General features: G+C 40.1%; 19 protein-coding genes. 7 read left to right on the top strand and 12 right to left on the bottom strand.

Annotated features, from left to right (window positions below):
- Window positions 1–225 precede the first annotated feature (225 nt).
- From AWN68_RS09800 to AWN68_RS09790, 3 genes are all read left to right on the top strand, one after another.
- Window positions 226–2,094, top strand: a complete 1,869-nt coding sequence (locus AWN68_RS09800; RefSeq protein WP_068414727.1) for an ABC-F family ATP-binding cassette domain-containing protein — start codon at window positions 226–228, stop codon at window positions 2,092–2,094.
- Between the two features lie 8 nt (window positions 2,095–2,102).
- Window positions 2,103–3,029 carry an adenylate/guanylate cyclase domain-containing protein gene (locus tag AWN68_RS09795; RefSeq protein ID WP_068414724.1) on the top strand — a complete coding sequence of 309 codons (927 nt, stop codon included), beginning with the start codon at window positions 2,103–2,105 and terminating at the stop codon, window positions 3,027–3,029.
- A gap of 295 nt (window positions 3,030–3,324) precedes the next feature.
- Window positions 3,325–3,786 carry a RidA family protein gene (locus tag AWN68_RS09790; RefSeq protein WP_068414721.1) on the top strand — a complete coding sequence of 154 codons (462 nt, stop codon included), beginning with the start codon at window positions 3,325–3,327 and terminating at the stop codon, window positions 3,784–3,786.
- Between the two features lie 54 nt (window positions 3,787–3,840).
- On the opposite strand, the gene AWN68_RS09785 is transcribed toward AWN68_RS09790, so the two are convergent.
- Window positions 3,841–5,214: a M28 family peptidase gene (locus AWN68_RS09785; protein WP_084362821.1), complete on the bottom strand. Its 1,374-nt coding sequence runs from the start codon at window positions 5,212–5,214 to the stop codon at window positions 3,841–3,843.
- A 499-nt stretch (window positions 5,215–5,713) separates the two neighbouring features.
- On the opposite strand from AWN68_RS09785, the gene AWN68_RS09780 reads away from it, so the two are divergent.
- Window positions 5,714–6,307, top strand: a complete 594-nt coding sequence (locus AWN68_RS09780; RefSeq protein WP_068414718.1) for a hypothetical protein — start codon at window positions 5,714–5,716, stop codon at window positions 6,305–6,307.
- A 13-nt stretch (window positions 6,308–6,320) separates the two neighbouring features.
- Here the strand turns inward: AWN68_RS09780 and AWN68_RS09775 are convergent, their stop codons facing one another.
- The 8 genes from AWN68_RS09775 to AWN68_RS09740 form a co-directional block, all read right to left on the bottom strand.
- Window positions 6,321–7,187 carry a nucleoside phosphorylase gene (locus AWN68_RS09775; protein ID WP_068414715.1) on the bottom strand — a complete coding sequence of 289 codons (867 nt, stop codon included), beginning with the start codon at window positions 7,185–7,187 and terminating at the stop codon, window positions 6,321–6,323.
- A 1-nt stretch (window position 7,188) separates the two neighbouring features.
- Window positions 7,189–8,154, bottom strand: a complete 966-nt coding sequence (gene trhO, locus AWN68_RS09770) for an oxygen-dependent tRNA uridine(34) hydroxylase TrhO (RefSeq protein ID WP_068414712.1) — start codon at window positions 8,152–8,154, stop codon at window positions 7,189–7,191.
- A gap of 49 nt (window positions 8,155–8,203) precedes the next feature.
- Complete coding sequence (locus tag AWN68_RS09765; protein WP_068414709.1) at window positions 8,204–8,836, bottom strand: acetyltransferase; 633 nt, start codon at window positions 8,834–8,836, stop codon at window positions 8,204–8,206.
- Between the two features lie 58 nt (window positions 8,837–8,894).
- Complete coding sequence (locus AWN68_RS09760; protein WP_068414706.1) at window positions 8,895–10,181, bottom strand: DUF2851 family protein; 1,287 nt, start codon at window positions 10,179–10,181, stop codon at window positions 8,895–8,897.
- 11 nt (window positions 10,182–10,192) lie between these two features.
- Window positions 10,193–11,020: an orotidine-5'-phosphate decarboxylase gene (pyrF, locus tag AWN68_RS09755; protein ID WP_068414702.1), complete on the bottom strand. Its 828-nt coding sequence runs from the start codon at window positions 11,018–11,020 to the stop codon at window positions 10,193–10,195.
- A complete protein-coding gene (locus AWN68_RS09750) occupies window positions 11,021–11,659 on the bottom strand; it encodes a LolA family protein (RefSeq protein WP_084362820.1) in 639 nt (212 codons plus the stop codon).
- A gap of 19 nt (window positions 11,660–11,678) precedes the next feature.
- A complete protein-coding gene (locus AWN68_RS09745; RefSeq protein ID WP_068414697.1) occupies window positions 11,679–14,195 on the bottom strand; it encodes an FtsK/SpoIIIE family DNA translocase in 2,517 nt (838 codons plus the stop codon).
- Window positions 14,196–14,278: 83 nt separating this feature from the next.
- Window positions 14,279–15,319 (bottom strand): quinone-dependent dihydroorotate dehydrogenase, encoded by a 1,041-nt coding sequence (locus tag AWN68_RS09740; protein WP_068415226.1) that lies wholly within the window; start codon window positions 15,317–15,319, stop codon window positions 14,279–14,281.
- Window positions 15,320–15,482: 163 nt separating this feature from the next.
- On the opposite strand from AWN68_RS09740, the gene AWN68_RS09735 reads away from it, so the two are divergent.
- Both AWN68_RS09735 and corA read left to right on the top strand, forming a co-directional pair.
- A complete protein-coding gene (locus AWN68_RS09735; RefSeq protein ID WP_068414694.1) occupies window positions 15,483–16,340 on the top strand; it encodes a universal stress protein in 858 nt (285 codons plus the stop codon).
- A 42-nt stretch (window positions 16,341–16,382) separates the two neighbouring features.
- On the top strand, window positions 16,383–17,498 hold the full coding sequence (corA, locus tag AWN68_RS09730) for a magnesium/cobalt transporter CorA (RefSeq protein WP_068414691.1): 1,116 nt from the start codon (window positions 16,383–16,385) through the stop codon (window positions 17,496–17,498).
- 2 nt (window positions 17,499–17,500) lie between these two features.
- Here corA and xerD read toward each other — a convergent pair whose 3' ends face one another.
- Entirely contained in the window at window positions 17,501–18,445 is a 945-nt protein-coding gene (xerD, locus tag AWN68_RS09725; protein ID WP_245657993.1) for a site-specific tyrosine recombinase XerD, read from the bottom strand.
- Here xerD and aroQ point away from each other — a divergent pair.
- Entirely contained in the window at window positions 18,429–18,851 is a 423-nt protein-coding gene (gene aroQ / locus AWN68_RS09720; RefSeq protein ID WP_068414688.1) for a type II 3-dehydroquinate dehydratase, read from the top strand. The genes xerD and aroQ overlap by 17 nt on opposite strands.
- Here aroQ and AWN68_RS09715 read toward each other — a convergent pair whose 3' ends face one another.
- Both AWN68_RS09715 and AWN68_RS09710 read right to left on the bottom strand, forming a co-directional pair.
- Window positions 18,852–19,940, bottom strand: a complete 1,089-nt coding sequence (locus AWN68_RS09715; protein WP_068414685.1) for an alkane 1-monooxygenase — start codon at window positions 19,938–19,940, stop codon at window positions 18,852–18,854. It lies immediately after the preceding gene.
- 16 nt (window positions 19,941–19,956) lie between these two features.
- Window positions 19,957–20,418: a type I restriction enzyme HsdR N-terminal domain-containing protein gene (locus AWN68_RS09710; RefSeq protein WP_068414682.1), complete on the bottom strand. Its 462-nt coding sequence runs from the start codon at window positions 20,416–20,418 to the stop codon at window positions 19,957–19,959.
- Window positions 20,419–20,431 lie beyond the last annotated feature (13 nt).

The raw sequence follows: 20,431 nt of genomic DNA, 5'->3' as shown, positions 1-20,431 counted from the left end.
CCCTGCTAAAGACCAACAGTTGAGCTTTCACTTTATCAATTAAGATGAATTGATTGACCAAATAGTTTTAACCAGCCTTTTGATAGCAAAAGGCCGATGTGGTCATCGGACCGAAATGACGAGTAATTAAAGAATTGACCGACTTTATTCCAGTTAGAAAACTAGAAAACACATCGTTACCCATTTCTTTGGTTACTTTTGCGCCACTAAGAATTCCATTCAAGAATGAACTACCTTTCGTTAGAAAATATCACCAAGACATTTGGTGACAGAAAAATACTTGACGCCATTTCCATTGGTGTTGATCAAGGCCAAAAGATTGCCCTTGTAGGCGTAAACGGCTCAGGAAAATCTACCCTCCTCAAAATTATCACAGGTGTTGAGAAACAAGATGCCGGAGATGTAGTCTTCCGAAATGACATTGCGGTGCGCTCATTGGTGCAAAACCCAAAGTTCGAAACCAACCAAACCGTACTTGATGCAGTGTTTGATAACGATGACGAAGCCCTAAGGCTTTTAAATCGTTACCAAAAAGTAATGCTGAAAGCTGAACGTGGTGACTACGATGACAAAGAAATGCAAACCGTTATCGAACGAATTGACGCTTTGAATGCTTGGGATCAAGAAAGTCAGGTAAAGCAGATTTTAGGCAAACTGGGCTTGAAAGATCTAGAAGCAGATGTAAGCAAACTTTCAGGTGGGCAGCAAAAAAGAGTCGCCATGGCGCAGGTCCTTATCCAAAGACCTGACTTACTAATTCTGGATGAGCCTACCAACCACTTGGACATTGACAGTATTGAATGGTTAGAAGGTTATTTGAGCCAAGCCAATATGGCCTTGATTCTTGTTACTCACGATAGGTATTTCTTAGAAAAAGTAACGAACGAAATTGTAGAGCTCGAGCAAGGAAAACTCTATCGTTATAAAGGTGATTACGGGCATTTCTTAGAAAAGAAAGCTGAACGTCATGAATCCGAAGCTTCTTCAATAGAGAAAGCTCAAAACCTCTACAGAAAAGAACTCGACTGGATCAGAAGGCAACCAAAAGCCCGAGGCACAAAAGCCAAGTACAGAGTAGATGCTTTCGAAGAAACCAAATCAAAGGCCTTCTCTGGTGCAAAAACCACAGGTATGGAATTGGGTGCCACGGCTTCACGTCAGGGTAAAAAAGTACTGGAAATTGAAAAAATCAGCCATGGTTTTGGCGACAAGAAATTGATCGATAATTTCTCATATGTTTTTCCAAGAAAGGATCGTGTAGGAATTGTTGGTGCAAACGGAAGTGGGAAAACAACTTTCCTTCGTTTACTCGTCGGTGATTTAGAAGCCAATGAAGGTTCCATTGATTTAGGCCAAACGACTAAAATCGGTTACTACCGTCAGCAAGAACTAAGGTTCAACGATGCCCAAACCGTCATTGAATTTGCGAAAGAAATTGCTGAGTTTGTAGAGTACGGAAAAGGCCAGAGCATTCCAGTTTCTCAATTCTTGACTCGATTCCTCTTCCCGCCCGAAGTGCAATACAAACCCATAGGTAAATTGAGTGGTGGGGAAAAACGTAGACTTCAGTTGCTTAAAATCTTGATCAAGAGTCCAAACTTCTTGATTCTGGATGAGCCGACCAACGACCTTGATTTGATTACATTAAACACCTTAGAAAATTTCCTTGAGAATTTCGAAGGTTGCTTGGTGCTTGTATCTCATGATAGGTATTTTGTTGATAAATTAGTCGATCACCTCTTCGTTTTTGATGGCCAAGGCGATATCCGAGATTATAACGGTAATTATACCGATTGGCGTTTAGAAGAAGTAGCCGCCAAAGATGCACCAAAGCCTAAGATCGTTGAGAAGCCCGCTGCTCCAGCCCCTAAAAAAGAACAGCGAAAAATATCGTACAAAGAAAAACTAGAATTCGATACGATAGAAAAAGAAATGGCCAAGCTGGAAGCGCAAAAAGCAGTCCTGAATGAAAAAATAATAGGGGGTTCTACTAATCATGAGGAATTAACTGAGTGGGCAACGGAACTAGAAAGGATAAATAACGATTTAGAGGAGAAGGAAATGCGCTGGCTTGAGCTTTCCGAATACATGTAATCTAATTTATGGCTGAACTAATCCTCAATTCAGATAAACTAACAGTAGACTGCGAGCATGGCGAAACCATTTTGGACGCCTCGCTTAAAATGGGTATCAATCATGCGCACGCTTGTGGCGGGCAAGCCAAATGCTCTACCTGCCGGGTTTATATTAATGAAGGATTAGAAAACGTAAACCCTAGAAACGAGAAGGAACAGAAATTAGCAGACGTACTTAAATTCGGGCCAGAAATAAGGTTAGCATGTCAAACCACGGTATGCGGCCCCGTAAAAGCACGTAGGCTAGTGCTCGATAAAATAGACGAGAACATTATTCTAAGCTCAGGCATGTCAAGCGCACCTCGAAGTTTGGGAGAAGTAATTGATGCCTCTGTACTCTTTGTGGACATTGCCGATTATACTGCCTTTAGCGAACGTACCCCGGCTTATGATGTGGTGCATGTGCTCAACCGCTATTTCTACATTGCAGGCAATATCATCAAAAAACATAATGGCAGAATTCTCGACTATTACGGTGATGGTTTCTTGGCCATTTTTGGTTTAGATCACCAGCCGAATCATACAAAAAATGTGATCAGTGCAGGTTTCGAACTTCAAGAAGCCATTAAAAAATTCGATACTGAAGTACACGATTTAGTGAATTCTTCTTTCAAAATTCGCTTAGGAGCGCATACTGGCAAAGTAATTTGGGGCACCATTGGTATAGAAGGCATGCAAAAAGAAGCTGCCATTGGCGATACCGTGAATTTCGCTTCGCGCATCGAACAAGCCAACAAAACATTAAATACAGATTTTCTAATTTCTGAAGCACTCTTTAAAAAATTTGAGACTTGTTGCGTGGTAAATGCAGAATACGAAATAGAAGTGAAGGGCAAGAAAGGAAGTCATAAAGTTTATTCCTTAGAGTACGTAAGCCCAACAGTACTGGTCTAGTTTGTAATTACAATAAGTTTGTATTTTTGGATATGAGCACAGCGGCATGGATTCTTATTTGCGTTCTAATTATGGTGGTTTACACCATCAGTTTTCTGCAATTCCTAAAACAGCGATCGGCTCGTAAGAGTAATCAATCAAGAGTGTTTCAACTCCCATTATTCACTGCTTTTTTAATAGGCCCACTCCTATTCTTTATCATAAACAGAAACCAACGTAAAGACAGAAGGCGCTTTATGAAGGATATGGATCGGTATTCTTAATTCCAAATGATCAATCAGAGCTTCCAACTACGATGACCCCACTAGAAAACCTACAAAAACTCAACCTTAGCCTTCCAGAGGTTTCTACTCCTGGTGGCAACTATGTGTCGGTTAATATCCGAGCAAACATTGCCTATGTGGCCATACAATTTCCAATTCTGAATGAAGAATTTCTATATCAAGGGCGGTTAGGAGATGAGCTCAGTACAGAAGATGGCTACCATGCTATGGAATTGTGCACCCTGAATGTCTTGGCTCAAATCAACAGCAAAGTAGGTTTTGACAGGTTAGTGGGCCTAAACCATATAGACATTTACTTTCAAGCAGGTAATAACTGGGATGAATCACCCAAAGTTGCGAATGGTGCTTCTGATCTTTTTGTCAAAATTCTGGAAGAAAAAGGCACCCACAGCCGAGCAATTTTTGGCGCTCAATCTCTTCCTAGAAACTTCAGTGTGGGCTTAACTGCCAGCTTCACAATTACTGAATCATAAAAAAAGCGGCCAGTGGCCGCTTTTCATTCTATATTCATTTGGTCATAACACCTTCTATCTTCTTCTTATCTGCTGATATGGGAATACCACTGGCGATTCACTACCGTTTTTCGCTACAGCAGCCACTCCAAAGTAATAATTGTCAATCACGATGCCTTCTAAGGTGAATTCATTCACCCCAGAAACGAACCTTGAATTGTCCCATGTAGGTGAAGTAGTCAATCTCCAGTAAAGCTTGTATCCAATAATATTCGGATCGTTTGATTCTTTCCATTGTAAGGTTGTAGAAGGCTGAACAGCTCCGCCAATTCTTACATCCTCGGGGAGTTTTGGGCCCCAAGCCAAACCTGCCAATGAAATCGCATTAACGGCAGTGAGTTTAGCGGCATAATCAAAATTTACACCTTCAATCACATCTCCGTACTCAATTCCATTTTCAGTTCGTATGTCTTGGTGTTGACGCACATAGTTTTCGTGGGCTTCCATAATACGTACTCCAGCAAAACCTAGATCGTTGAACGGGCGGTGATGGCCTCCACGACCAAATCTATCTAACCTGTAAATCATCATTGGATTCATTTCAGGCATGTAAGTCTGTACTTGCTTATAAATGAACCTGGCGAGTTGTCTTGAGTTTCCATCTACTTCTCCACCAACGGTTCTTCTCGTACGTCTCAAGCCTTCACTTTCATTGGCTGGAGTGGGCTCAGAGAAAATTCTAAAATCGCGGTTACTGATTACACCATCAACGCCTTCAATATTCCCGATCATGTCGTTATTCAAGATCCCGACAATTTCCCAGTTGTTATCCCGTGCATATTTGGCCAAACCAGCGCCACCAAACAAACCTTGTTCTTCACCAGAAAGCCCTACAAAGGCAATACTATGTTTGAATTTATATTTTGAGAGCACACGTGCTGCCTCAATTGTTCCAGCCATACCTGAGGCGTTATCATTAGCGCCAGGGGCATCAATTTCAAAGTTCATGGTATTAGATGAGCGAGAATCAATGTCGCCAGACATCATTGCATAACTATTTGGGTATTCGGTCCCTCTCAAAACAGCGACAACATTCACTATCCAAGCTGAGTGAGGAACACGACTTCCTTCAGTTTTTTCCACAAAATCTTTCTGATAGAAAACTTCAAGGCAGCCTCCACATTCTTTTGATATTTTTTCGAATTCAGAGAAGATCCATCTTCTAGCAGCACCAATTCCACGGGTCTGAGAAACGGTATCAGAAAAAGTATTACGGGTACCAAAGCTGATCAGCTTACGAATGTCAGTTTCAATTCTTTCTGGAGAAGCAGACTGAACGATGTCGTAAAATCTAGCATCAGTCTGGGGAGGAGCGGTTTGATGAGCCGCCAATGGATTCAAAAAGAAGCCAAAACTCAAAAGCACAAATAAATAATTTCTAATCTTCATAAGATAACAGGTTGATTATTGAAATATAAAGATCATTTGCTCGGGATAAAAAGCAATACTTGATCAATGGAAAACTAATTTTTCAAGCAAAAGATTATGGCCTCAAAAATCAAAGCGTAAATTAAAATTTAAATGAAGTTAGGGTAAGGGAGAAGACCATTGCCAGTTGTTATTTGGATGTAAACGAAAGACAAAAAAATAATATTCTTAGAGCAGGAACATTATTGGCACAATGGTTGTCTTAGGAGTATAAGTACCCCAAATAAAAGAACATGAGAACTAAAACATTATTATTCACAGCCGCAATTGTTGCCACGGGAATTGGCATCGCGACATTGGCCAGCAAAAAATTTGCCCTGCCAAAGTTGAAGAAAAGCACGAAGTAGAATTCATTTTTGAATTCTAACAGTTCACAAAAACTGTTAAAACATATGGCCTCGGTAATTCCGAGGCTTTTTAATGTCTAAACTTTCTTAATTTAGGCGTTTAAATATTCACTATGAGGCAACTCTTCATTTCTACCGTCTTTCTTTTTATCCTTATTCAAAATGTTTTAGGGCAGGAAAAAGAGAGTCATCTATTTCAAGATCCCAGAAGGTATATCGATACGGCCGTTACTTACATGAATCAGGAGAAGTATTTGGAAGCCGACAAATACTTTATGGTGGCATTGGATAAAATCACTGTCCTTTCTTCAGATTTCTGTTACTACTTTGGAAAGAACTCATTCTATCTAAAATATTATAGCCAGAGTATAGATTGGCTCAGCAAGTACTTGGAACTTAAAGGTTCATCAGGGCAATATTCAGATGAGGTAATTGCGCTCTTAGATCAATCTGAAAAAGAATTTAGGGCGAATCGAAGTACAGGAGAAACTGTAGAAACTAATACGAAGTTCTTTTACCAGAACACGATTAGTTGCTCTGGGCATGAAAATATAGTTTGTCCCGTTTGCAAAGGTGATGACATCATTAGTTCAAGGGATCGGATAGGCGAAACCATTTACAAAAAATGCCCCTACTCTACCAATGGAATTCTAACTTGCGAAGAGTTTAACTTATTGCTTCAAGGTAAATTAAAGCCCAAAAAATAGTTTACTTAAGGCATTAAAGCCTCTCAATAACCCATTGAATTAGATCATTCACTGTTTTCTCTGCGTTGGGCGAAAACTGTTTATTGGGTCTATTCGCAATTAGCGCGTTGAAGCTAATCATTTCATGGCCCAGCATTTTAGCCATGGCATAATAGCCTGCCGTTTCCATTTCAAAATTGGTGATTTGCCCAAACGAGGTGTTTATTTTTGAAAGTCTATCGAGATAGTCTGGAAGAAATGGTCTAAGCCTGATTTCCCTACCCTGAGGAGCATAGAAACCTGGGGCGGTCACTGTTACTCCACTATACATTTGAGGGCCTTGAAACTCTTTCAACAACAAAGGGGAAGCTTCCGACAAATATGGTCTAATGGGTAAGCCCAATGTTCTTTGCACTTTGTTGCCAATCACTTGCCCATCTTCTGATTCTACCCAAGGGTAAAAAGACATCAGAGAATCCATCCCCAAAGCTGCCTTCGACACTAAAAATGAGTCCAATGGAATATCGGGTTGCATGCAGCCTGAAGTTCCAATTCTGATGATTTTAAGGGCTTTAAGCTTATCCTTAACCTGACGTTTCTTCAAATCTACATTGACCAACGCATCCAGCTCGGTCATGAGGATTTCAACATTATCGGTACCCATTCCTGAGCTGATCACCGAAATCCGTTTTCCGTTTAACTCTCCCGTATGCGTAACAAGCTCTCGATTGGTGACTTGAAAGTCTATTCGATCAAAGTATTTACTGATTTTGGCAACCCGATCTGGATCACCCACCACGATGACCGTATCGGCTACCATTTCAGGCTGCAAGCCCAAATGATAAATTGCGCCTTCGTTGGTCAAAATAAGTTCTGATTCTGGGATAGTCCTTTTCTCCACTTTAGTCGATTTTGGCAGGCTCTCTCTTCACCCCTTTTAAAGGGTTATAATGATTGGTGTTCTTTTGATAGTAACCCGTTCCATCGTAAGGCCTTCTTTCCGGGTTTTGGCGACATTCATCTGAACAGCACCCATCCATTAACCAACCAGCTTCTTCTGACATTGGAATATGTGCATTACAAGTTGGGTTGGCGCAATTTACCATTCTATCTGTAAGCACACCGGTAACATGGCATTTTGAAATCACCGAAGGGTTCACAGAGTTAACATCGGCCGTAATTCGGTTATCAAAAACATAGCATTTTCCTTCAAAATCTTCTCCGCCCGCTTCAATACCATATTTGATGATTCCACCATGAAGCTGATAAACGTTCTCAAAACCTTGCTCCAATAGATAAGCACTGGCTTTTTCACACTTAATACCTCCAGTACAATAAGTGATTACCTTCTTATTTCTCAATCCCTCTATTTCTTTCACCTTTTCAGGGAAATCTCTAAAGTTTTCGATGTCCAAAGTAAGCGCATTTTTAAACCTACCAACGCTATGCTCGTAGTCGCTACGAACATCAAGTATTACCGTGTCTTCGGGTTGATTTCTAAGAATCTCTTTGAATTCGTTTGGCTCAACATAAGTACCCGTTTTCTCACGTGGGTTAATGTGCCTTAAGCTAGAGTGTACTATTTCGGGCTTAACTCTAACGTGCAGTTTCGCAAAAGCCATTTTATCATGGGCTTCTACTTTGAATTCTGTGTCTGCAAAGCGGGCATCTGATTGTACATAAGCCATGTACTTTTCACAATCCTCCTTTAGTCCTGAAACGGTTCCGTTAAGGCCTTCTGGTGAAATGATGACTCTACCACGTAAATTGTTTTCAACACAAAATAAGTGATGTTTTTCTCTGTATGCCTCATAATCCTGGATATCGGCATAGCAGTAATACAATAAAATTGAATATTGTTTTCCCATAGCTCGTGCCCTATTTCAAGTAGGGTGAATTAATAATAAAACTTGTACTTTAAACTTCTTTGGCTGGATTGCCGAATACGGTAGCATTGGCTTTTACTTCTGCTATTACCACAGAACCTGCTCCAATTCTTGCCCCCTTACCTATTTTAATACCTGAAACAATCGTAACGCCAGAGCCAATAAACACATTGTCTCCAATTTCAACTTCGTTTCCGATTACGCTCCCCGCACCCACTTGTACTAGATCACCTAGTGTGGCACTGAAATCAACAGTTGAGTTGGTGTTCAATAAACAATGATTGCCAATTTTAGCATTCGAGCCTACCACCACTCCGTTATTTACAAAGTTGCCATGGCCGATGTGTGCCGAAGTAGCTATTTCCGCATTACGATGAATAGCATTCACTGGCATTTTCTTTCTGCGCTCAACCATGAGTTTCACCAAGCCTTTTCTAAGTTCACGGTCGTCCACTGCAATAAAGCCTTCGCATTTTTTGCCAATCAGTTTTAAAAAGCCATCGTCATCAGTTTTCCCTAAAACGGATACTCCGCTCAATTCTTGGCCATGTTTGGCCGCATCGTCATCCAAAAAGCCATACACCACAACTCCGTTACTCTCAAATATTTCGAGAGCAGCTTTGCCCATTTCATTCGCACCAAATATGATTACTGGATTGTCCATAATTTCCTCCTTTTTCGGGCGGCAAAGTTAACTTTTTTTGAGCGAAATTCTAAGCAAACTAAAATACTGGATTGCGCACCAACGATATCCCAATATTGCACTCAATACATTTCTTTGGAAGGCAATAGGCGTTATGGAGCTGGATCAATCCTTGGCTATCGAAAGCAGAAGACACATTCCAGCCCAAGGTTTTCCATAATTCTGTGATATGGTTGCTTTCTGCTTTCATTGACGAAAGCAGGTTCAGTGCTTTATCTAGATAAGCGTTATCATCTTTGTATTTAGCCAATGCGGCTAGAAAAGGAATTGCGGTATTTACGATAATATTCTCCTTCGATTTCTTAGTCAATCCCCCTAGACGCTTGCTCAGCTTCTTGTCTATGGCATAATGAGTACACCAGTAATCCGATTGAAGGACATCTAACTTATCTATGACCTCCCTCCGATTCTCGATTTCTGAAAAGAATGAAAAAATATGCGGATAGGTAATCACCAAGGCAGCTAATTGAGCAATTCTTATAGTTGGATAATTGGCGGGCCTCACTTTAGAAAAGTACCACTCATTATAGCCTATTTTTTGTTTCAACTCATATTTGGCTTTCAGAAACCTGTATTCCTTCTGAAGCTGATAGGCGTATTCGTCCGATACATCAACGTCCAAAAAACCCGCTTGCCCAAAAAGTAATGCTTCAATCTGAAAAAGCTGATTCGAATGTTTTGTGAGCACTTTTAATGGAACACTTTGCGCCAAACGCAGCATATTGTTCGCGTTTGTTTTAAAACCAAAACCTTTGGCTAGCCAATGGTAAGCCGACTCTTCCCAGTCATGTGCGTTGGATTCCAAAATGGAATTGAAGTCATGAGATTTTTCTTCCACCCTTTCCACCAAGGCCCTTTCCAACATTGAAAGTCTTGTGATGGATTTAGTATTGTTTAAATGTCGGGCACACGGAACTGAGTCTTCATTATCCATAAGGTGTTGATAACGCTCCAATACCATTGGTTTGACCAAGCCTTTCAGTTCTAATGTAGGAATTGGATTATCTTCACTGTTAAACACCTGTTTGTCATTCTCCCAAACCACATGAAGCACCACATTATCATAATTGAGATCATCTTGATGTTTATGTGCGTACCAATCGGAAGCTTTCACATGAATCTCGACTGAGCCGTGCCATTGAATTCCCTCAATATCGACCTGGGCTTCTTTGAAATCTGGGCCAGCCAAATGATTAAGATGGCCTGTTTTTATAATATTCAACTGGTCACCAGAAACTAGCTCTAGCGTAGAAGTATTAAAGTATTGATATCGCCAAACGAAATGAAGAAAGGATTCTGGTAACATTAAAAAGCCCTTTAGCTTCTTAAATTACAAAAATCAGATAAATATTGTTGCATTTCCAACTGTAACTCTTGCGCTTTCTCCCCAGCAATCTCAGCAAAATCTTCTTTTTGAGAAGCATAAATTATTCCTCTGCTAGAGTTTACTAAAAGACCACATTGGCTATTCATCCCATATTGGGCTACATCTTTCAGACTTCCGCCTTGTGCTCCAACACCTGGAACAAGCAGGAAATGATTAGGTACGATCTTACGAATTCTCGTCAATACCTCTGCCCGGGTAGCCCCAACCACATACATTAACTGATCTGCAGTACCCCATTCTTGGCTTTTTCTAAGCACTTCTTCAAAGAGCTCTCCTCCTTGAGTAAGATCTAAATTCTGAAAATCCTTTCCGCCTGTATTGGAAGTTAGCGCCAACAGAATCACCCATTTGTCCTTGAATTCCAAAAAAGGTTTTACTGAATCTTCTCCCATATAAGGTGCCACGGTAAGCGCATCACAATCCATATTTTCGAAGAAAGCCTTGGCATACATTTTAGAAGTATTACCAATATCTCCACGCTTGGCATCGGCCAGAATGAAAATATCTTTAGGAATATATGCGATCGTTTTTTCTAAGCTTTGCCAACCCTTAACACCATAAGCTTCATAAAAAGCAATATTGGGTTTATAGGCCACAGCATATTGGGCCGTGGCATCTATAATCTGTTTATTAAACTCGAAGATGGGGTCTTCGGTATCTAGTAAATGCTTAGGTATTTTATTCAGGTCGGTATCTAAGCCAACACACAAAAAGGATTTCTTTTTCTGAATTTGGCCAAAAAGCTCTGCTCTGGTCATTTAGTTCCTGTAGTCTTCGGTGTGTTGCACCGGGTTTTTCTTTGGATCGAATTCAAAAAAGCCAGCAGCATAAGTCTGATTTGGCTTAAAATTGGCCACTTCGAAGGCCGTTTTAATGCCATCATAGTCAATCAAATCCCAAGCTTTAAGGTAACTGGTCTTTTTGTCTATGTACATAATGATATTCGTGAAATCACTGTCTTCATCTGTAGAAACCAATTCAATTACATCTACTAATGAGCCTCCCATATTTTCGGAACGCTTGTAAGTGTACGTAAAACCCTTTTTATAAATATCATAAATATTGGTAGGGTTGATAAAGGTCTCTTCTGGTTCAAAATTGGTAATGGTCAGTTCTTGCGCCTCAACCAAATAAGTCCAAAGTACGGGGCCGTTGCAATAAATATGCTGATCCCTAAACTTGATCATAAACTTCTCTTTTGAAACTGCAGCAGTACCAGAAAATCTATCTAGCACCTCCGCCTCACTCATCACTTTCTGTACAAACTCTATTTCAAAACCAGGCATGGCCTTATAGGTTGCACTCATTTTATCTAAAACCGCCTTTGGATCCTGCGCCACCATCAGCGTACTGCTGAAAACCATCATCACTATCAAAAATCCTAGTATTCTTCTCATCGTATCTTATTCTAAGGAATTAGTTATTGTCCAAGCTGTTCAATAACTGTTCCAAACTATGTTCGTCTGAAATTAAAACTTCTCTTGCTTTACTGCCTTCAAAAGAGCCGACAATTCCAGCTGCTTCCAGCTGGTCAATAATTCGCCCTGCTCTGTTATAACCCAATTTCAACTTACGTTGAATCAGGGAAGTACTCCCCTGCTGATGCGATACAATTAGTCGAGCCGCATCATTGAACATCGCATCCCGGTCTGATAAATCGACCGAGCTCGAGCTACTATCTGCATCATCTCCCGTAAATTCTGGGAGCACATAGGCAGATGAATAGCCCTGTTGACCTCCAATGAAGTCACAAATGTCGTCTACTTCTGGCGTATCTACAAATGCACACTGAATTCTAGTGATTTCAGATCCCATGGAAAGCAACATATCGCCTTGACCAATCAATTGATCGGCACCGCCAGTATCGAGAATAGTTCTTGAGTCTATTTTAGAAGTTACTCTAAAGGAAAGCCTCGCTGGGAAGTTGGCTTTAATAATACCTGTAATTACGTTTACGGATGGTCGCTGTGTGGCCACTACCAAGTGAATACCAATGGCCCTGGCCAACTGCGCCAAACGCGCTATAGGAGTTTCCACCTCTTTTCCAGCTGTCATCATCAAATCCGCCAACTCATCTATAACAAGAACAATGTACGGCAAGTAACGATGTCCCTTTTCTGGGTTTAGTCTTCGATCTACGAATTTCTGGTTGTACTCTTTTATGTTACGACAAGCGGCATCTTTCAGTAAATCATAGCGCTGATCCATTTCAATACACAAAGAATTAAGTGTATTGATTACTTTTTTAGTATCGGTAATAATCGCTTCCTCGCCATCAGGCAGCATGGCCAAAAAGTGCCTTTCAATTTTATTGTAAATAGTGAGCTCCACTTTCTTCGGATCCACCAAAACAAACTTCAACTGAGAAGGGTGTTTCTTATAGAGTAAGCTGGTTAGAATGGCGTTCAATCCAACAGACTTACCTTGACCTGTCGCCCCAGCCATAAGCAAGTGAGGCATTTTAGCCAAATCTGTAACAAAAACTTCGTTGGAAATGGTTTTCCCTAATACAATAGGAAGCGCCTTATCACTGTTCATGAACTTATCCGTTGCGATTACAGATCGCATAGAAACCATCTCTTTATTCTTATTCGGCACCTCAATACCGATAGTTCCTTTCCCTGGAATTGGCGCAATAATACGAATGCCCAAAGCGGCTAAACTCAAGGCGATATCATCTTCAAGGTTTTTGATTTTAGAAATCTTAACTCCTGCTTCTGGAATGATCTCGTAAAGTGTAACCGTTGGGCCAATAGTGGCCTTAATACTCGAAATTCCAATTTTGAAATTGGTAAGTGTTTCTACAATCCTATCCTTATTGGCTTGTAGTTCTTCTTTTGTCACCTGAATTTTTGCTGGACCATATTCTTTCAATAAGTCAATGGTTGGATACTTATATTTGGCCAAATCAAGTGTAGGATCATAATTCCCAGCTTTCTCAACCAGTTCTTCTGACGAATGATTAATTTCAACTTCAAACGAAAGTTCGTCCTTCTTTTCTACTGGTACAATTGGGCGATTTTCTACAAAAGGGTTTTCAACAATTAACTCTTTAGGCTCAGGCTTCTCCTCTATTTCACTAGACAATTCTAGTTCGATGGAATTATCTTCTGAGGCCTTTTCCCCTTCCCCTTTCAACTCAATCACCCAATCTTCAAGATCTGCCTCGCTGGATAGCTCAAGGTCATCATCTAGATCTTCCCCTAAACTCTCCGCTTTTATGGTTTCTCTTGTTTCAGTAACAACGGTTTCTTTTTCTTCATCAGCGTTATCCAAATCAGACAAAGTGTTTTTGGTCAAGAAAATTTGCTTGATATCGAAGAAGAAAATAATGAAAACCAGAAAAGTAAACACTAATAACAGCAGCGTTCCAAAGCCCATGAGGTTATCAAATATAACAGCAAGTTCATAACCTAGCCCCCCGCTGTAGAAGCTCCATTCAGATACACCAGAACCTCCTTTAATCATAGACCCCATCAGTAGACTGATCCACAAAAGGAAGAATACGACAAAAATAAAAGCACGTTGAATATTGACAAGGGCTTTTCCAAATACGATTCTGTACCCTCCAACAAATAAGAATGGAGGGATAAGGAAAGCTGCTATTCCAAACCATTTAAAAATAAGGAAGTGTGAAGCATATGCACCCCAAAGCTTCATCCAGTTGGCAGCTTCCTTTCCGGAAGCAATCATACCAGTTTCTCCTATGGACTCTATCACACTTTGATCTGCCTTACCCGTGAACAAGTAACTAACGCAAGCCACAAATATGAAGACTGCGGAAAGCAGTAAAAACAAACCTACTGTGAGTTGAATTCTTCGGTCTTTCAAGAAACCCAACCGTAGTTTACCCTTAAGGCTAAATCCTTTGGATTCCTTTTTTTCTTGTTTGGTGTTTTTAAATGTATTGGACTTGTAGGTGTTTTTGGCCATGAAAAAGTACTTCCCTTATAGTTACGAAAATAAATGAATTTTATGAATCCTTTAGACTGATTGACTAAAACATCTTAACATCACTAGCCAAACTTCCATTTCAGAATGGCTTTATTGATTTTTTTGATCATTGCAGGGCCTTCATAGATGAATCCGGTATACACCTGAACCAAAGTTGCTCCCGCTTTTAACTTATCAATCGCATCTTCTCCTGTATTTATTCCTCCTACCCCAATGATAGGGAAAGAACCTCCAGATTTTTGATGAAGATAACGAATCACTTCTGTAGAACGATCTCTTACCGACTTTCCGCTTAATCCCCCTGCTCCTATTTTTTCAATTTCGCTTTTTTCGGTCACTAAACCTTCCCTTGAAATAGTAGTGTTTGTAGCGATGATACCATCGATTTTTGTTTCCTCTACAATCTCGACAATATCATCGAGCTGTTCAGGCGTAAGGTCTGGCGCAATCTTCAACAAAATTGGCTTTCTAATTTGCTTTAACTTATTGGCTGCCTCCAACGTCATAAGCAACAACTTGAGGGGCTCCTTCTCTTGTAACTCTCTTAAATTTGGCGTGTTAGGTGAGCTCACATTCACCACAAAATAATCTACGTGTGGAAAAAGCGTTTCGAAGCTCGATAGATAATCGTTGACCGCCTCATCATTAGGGGTTACTTTGTTCTTACCAATATTCCCACCAATCAGCACTGTGGTTTTCTTACGCTTCAGTCGTTCCACTGCAACTTCAACTCCTTGATTGTTGAAGCCCATTCGGTTAATCAAACTTTGGTCTTTCGGTAACCTAAAAAGTCTAGGCTTAGGGTTTCCTTCTTGCCCCTTAGGGGTTAAAGTGCCTATTTCAATAAAACCAAAGCCAAAAGCTGAAAGCTCATCAAAAAGTTTGGCGTCCTTATCGAAGCCCGCAGCAAGCCCTACTGGGTTTTTAAATTTCAGCCCAAAGGCTTCAACCTCCAGTCTACTATCTTCAAAGTCGTAGAGTGATTTAGCGATGGATGCGGCTCCTGGGATTTTAAAAAGACGTTTAAGCCACCCAAAAGTAAAGTGGTGCGCATTTTCTGCTGGTTTAGCAAAAAGAAAGGGACGAATAACTGATTTATACAAAGCTGAAAATTTTATCAAAAGTACGGCTTCGTAGGGAACGATGAAAAGGAATTAAGATTTTAGCTGAATTAACTTTACTATCGGTCTTATCGCTTGCTTTCCAATCTCATTTTTTGGAAGATTATGTAAGAATTGATAAATCGTTGCTCCAAATACGAAAACCATGTACAGCAGAATTCTTGTTCCAATAGATTTTACTGAAAAATCGCACAGGGCTTTAGAGGTTGCCTGCCAAATAGCAAAAAAACTCAATAGTGAAGTCTATATGATGCACATTGTGAAAGCTGCACTTTCTGTCTATTTAGACGAGTTGGGCGAATACAAAAGCAAAACACCAACAGGACAGCAGTTTTTAGATGATATACTATCCCTTAATGAAGAGAAAATGAAGCGGCTCATTCAAAAATATGAAGACCGTGGAATCACTATTCACTCTAAACTAAAGGTACATGACACCCCAAATGAAATCGCTAAGTTGGTTGCAGAAGAAGCTTTTGACTTAACTGTTGTTGGCAATTACGAGCATGAACGATTTGATGAGGTCTTTAAAAGAACACATCCAGAAAAAATTGCAGCACTGGCCAAAAACCCGGTACTGACCATTAATAATGCACTGGAACGTTTTGAGATCAAAAGAATTCTAATCCCTACCAACTTGACGGATGATTATTCGCCAGCAATGCCCGATTTGATGAAGTTTGCAGAATCATTCAATGCAGAACTCTTATTTGTCTATATCAATACGCAAGCCCATTTTAAAACGACATTACAGATCAACAAACTGAGGGTTGAATTCTTAGAGAAACACGGATTAGTCAATCATTCTGTTGAAGTATTCAATGCAAAGTCGATAAATAGAGGTATTTTGTATGCGGCAGACTTCTTTAAAAGCGATATGATTGCTCTTTTTTCTTACCATAGAGAAAACATAAAAACATTATTAATGGGCAACATTACTGAATACCTGATCACCAAGTCTAACATCCCTATACTTACCTTAAACCTGAGTAAAACGGAATAAAAAGCATCCAACTCTCTTTTTCAGCCTACTATTGATAATAAAATGCGAAAGATTAAATCCAGAAACCCAATAGACCTCTTTAGGTTAATCCCTTTGGACATTATAAGAAGACCGAGGGTATCCAAAGAAAAATCCAACCTAATGCCAGGGTCTTTGCTGTACACTGGTAAAAAGAGAGATGATGAGATCCTTCTCCAAGCAATGGCCTATAACGGTGAGTCTTGCGAAGAAAAGGAACTCCAATCTATTGCTGAATTAAAAGAGCTTGATCTAAAAGGTAAAAACCTATGGCTCAATGTTACTGGCTTGCACAATGTAGAGTTGATTCGAGAAATTGGGGAGCATTTTGACATCCATAACCTTACATTGGAAGATGTATTGAATCTTGGTCAACGGCCAAAGTGGGAAGAATACGATCACTATTTCTTCCAAATCTGTAAAATGGTGATGACACAGAACGACATGATTAAGCATGAGCAGTTCGCCATGGTGGTAGGTAAAGACTTTATCATCACCTTTCAAGAGGATATGAGAGATGTTTTTGATGGTGTTCGTGATCGACTAAGAAACGCCAAAGGCAAAATACGTACGCGTAAGCCCGATTACTTATCCTTCGCTTTAATGGATGTAATCGTAGATCATTACCTCATTATCATCGAAATGTATGCGGACAGAATTGATGATCTAGAAGACGAATTAAGAAGTAAACCCACCCCTAGCTTCATTAATCGACTAAGCACTTTAAAAAAGGAAGTGAATTGGCTACGCAGAACTGTTCGCCCAATCAAGGAAAGCGTAATTAATTTCAATAAGTCTCAAACCAGTTTAATCGATAAAAAGACTTCCCCTTTCTTAAAAGATTTACTGGACCACACTACTCACCTAACAGAAAATGTGGAGTTGTATATGGACGAGTTGAAAGACTTGATGGATCATTACAATAACCAGATGAACAACAAGCTGAATGACATCTTAAAAGTGCTCACCATTTTTTCAGTTATTTTTATTCCCCTCACTTTTATGGCGGGAATCTACGGAATGAACTTCGAATACTTTCCTGAGCTTTCTTATAGGTATGCCTACCCCATTTTCTGGGGAGCACTACTAACCGTGGCTGGAGGGATGATCTATTATTTCAAAAGGAAAGGCTGGCTATAGTCTCAGCTTCTTGGATGAAAATCTTTGATAATCTGCTTCAGGTAATCCCGATCTAAGTGCGTATAAATTTCGGTCGTAGTAATCGATTCATGACCGAGCATTTCCTGAACGGCTCTTAAGTCAGCTCCGCCTTCAATTAAATGGGTAGCAAAAGAATGCCGAAAAGTATGTGGGCTCACTGTTTTATGAAGTCCAACTTTGGCTACCAAATCCTTGATTACAATAAATACCATTTGGCGGGAAAGTTGTTTTCCGTTGCGATTCAAGAATAGAAATGATTCGTGCCCAGGTTTGACATCTAAATGCACCCGAACCTCTTCTCTGTACATGTTAATGTGTTTCAGTGCCTCTCTCCCAATAGGCACCAAACGCTCTTTATTTCCTTTTCCTAGAATTCTCAAAAACCCAATCTCGAAATGAATATTGGAAATCTTGAGACTAATAAGTTCGGTCACCCGCAAACCTGAACTGTACAACGTTTCGAGCATGGCCCTATTGCGCATTCCTTCTGCCTTGGAATGATCGATAGCCGCCAAAATTTTATCTATTTCATGAATATCCAGCGTATCGGGTAGCTTCCTGCCTAATTTAGGGGCTTCCAATAGAGCAGTAGGATCCACATCTATCTCTCCCTCATACATCATGAATTTATAAAAAGACTTGAGCCCAGAAATTATACGTGCCTGTGAATGCGCACTCATGCCCAACTCGTTGATGTATTCTATAAAATTCTGCAGATGGTTAGCTTGAACTTGCTGTGCCGTAATATCTAGATTGGATATTTCCAGAAACTGTTTTAGCTTCACCACATCATGAACGTAAGCCTCAACCGAATTTTCGGACAGCGACCGTTCCAGTTTTAAGTAGTTTTCGTATTCCTGAATATATATTTCCCAAGCCACGGCTAAAGATAAGTAACCACTCGACAAAATGAAGATCATCATCATCAATGGCCCAAATTTAAATTTACTGGGCATCCGAGAAAAAACCGTTTATGGCAATGAAAGCTTCGAGACTTACTTTGAAAAGCTGAAAGGAAAATTCACCAACCTTGAACTAGAATACTACCAAAGCAATGTAGAAGGCGAATTGATTAACAAGCTACATAAAGTAGGCTTCTCTTATGACGGTATTGTTTTCAATGGTGGTGGTTATACACATACCTCTGTGGCTATTTCAGATGCAATAGCCGCTATTAATACTCCCGTAGCCGAAGTTCACATTTCCAATATTCATGCGAGAGAAGAATTCAGGCACCTAAGCCTAATCACTAAAGAGTGTGCAGGAATGATTACTGGATTTGGTTTGATGGGTTACGATATGGCGCTTTACTATCTAAGCACAAAGTCTTAATCAACATTCTTTCAAATACACTTTCTCTTCCCAGTCTTTCAGTTTAGGGTTCATTTGTTTGAACCACAAGGGAGGAAATGCGGCCATTAAGATCATAGCCGGGTAACCAGAAGGCAGCTGAGGAGATTCTTCATAATGCTTTAATACCTGATAGCGCTTAATCGCATTCGCATGGTGATCGGAATGACGTTGCAACTGAAACAGAAAGAAGTTGCTCAACCGATGGTTTGAATTCCAGGAGTGCATAGGGTTGACTCTTTCGTAACGTCCAGGAGAAATCTCCTTTCTTACAATGCCGTAGTGTTCAATGTAATTCACTATTTCTAAAAGGCTAAAGGCCAAAATGGCTTGGGTAAAGAAGAAAACAGGCACTTCCCAAACCAGTCTTCCTTGCCAGAGGCTTGCCGACAATGTTAAAGTTACAGCCAATAAAACGGGAAGTATGGTAAACCAAATCATTTCATTTTTGAGTGACCATACCTTCTCTCCTTTTCTTTTCAAGCTTGCCCTTTCAATATTCCAAGCACTGCGGTAACTCCCTAAAACCGAGCGAAACCAGAAACGATAAAAGCCTTCTCCTTTTCTGCTTGTAGCAGGATCTTTAGGAGTAGCTACATGCACATGGTGACCGCGATTATGTTCGATATAGAAATGCATATAGCAAACGGTCATTAAAATAAGCTTAGAGTAAAAACGCTCCAAAGCCGATTTTTTATGCCCTAGCTCGTGTCCCACTGTAATACCAATTCCACCTGTTACTAAAGCGAAGCTCAACACAAAACCAACCCATTCGTGAACTTCCATAGTAGTAGAAGCCACTTGAGCCGATGCCCAAACCAAGAAAGCCAATTGAAAAATGGCCCAGATGTAAGTGATAAAACGATAATAGAATTGTTCAGAAATGATTAAAGCATCGGTATCCTCCATATTTTCGGGATCTTCACCAATAAGAGAATCAGCCAAAGGAATCAATACGAACACAAAGCAAATGGTGAGGTAATTCCACCAGCCACCAAGGTAAAAACCTAGGATGGCAAGCGCAGGAATTATAAAAGCAGTAAGAAAACCGATTCGCTTGATCCAACTCATATTGAAAAATACGAAATCAAATCATGGCTTTCAACTCCTGAAGGCTGGGTATTTTCTCTAAGAAACTCACCTTCTGTTTTTCTTCATCAAACCAACAAGCGTAATGTGCCATACCATTGGTAACGATCAACAATTTAGCTTTGAGCGTTTTATTGTACACCGCCACTTGATCAAAAGCATTCTGAGTGATTTTGACGGAAGGTGCCTTACACTCTACAATGACAAGAGGTTTCATGAATTCATCATAAAACAAAATGTCAGAACGTTTTTGCAGCTGATTGTATTTATTGCCCGTCTCTACACTCATTCGGCTCATAGAGTACCCCAAACTACCAGTGAGGAAATGAATAAAATGTTGTCGTACCCATTCCTCTGGGGTAAGTACAACAAACTTCTTCCGTATAGGGTCAAAAATAACTAATTTGCCATCCCGTTTATCGAGGCGATATTCATAGGCCGGCAGGTTGAGTGAATCCATCGAACAAATGTAA

Source organism: Roseivirga echinicomitans, from assembly GCF_001592935.1.
GTDB lineage: Bacteria > Bacteroidota > Bacteroidia > Cytophagales > Cyclobacteriaceae > Roseivirga > Roseivirga echinicomitans.
The sequence above is the reverse complement of the archived record's forward strand: the minus strand, read 5'-3'. Positions and strand labels throughout refer to the sequence as shown.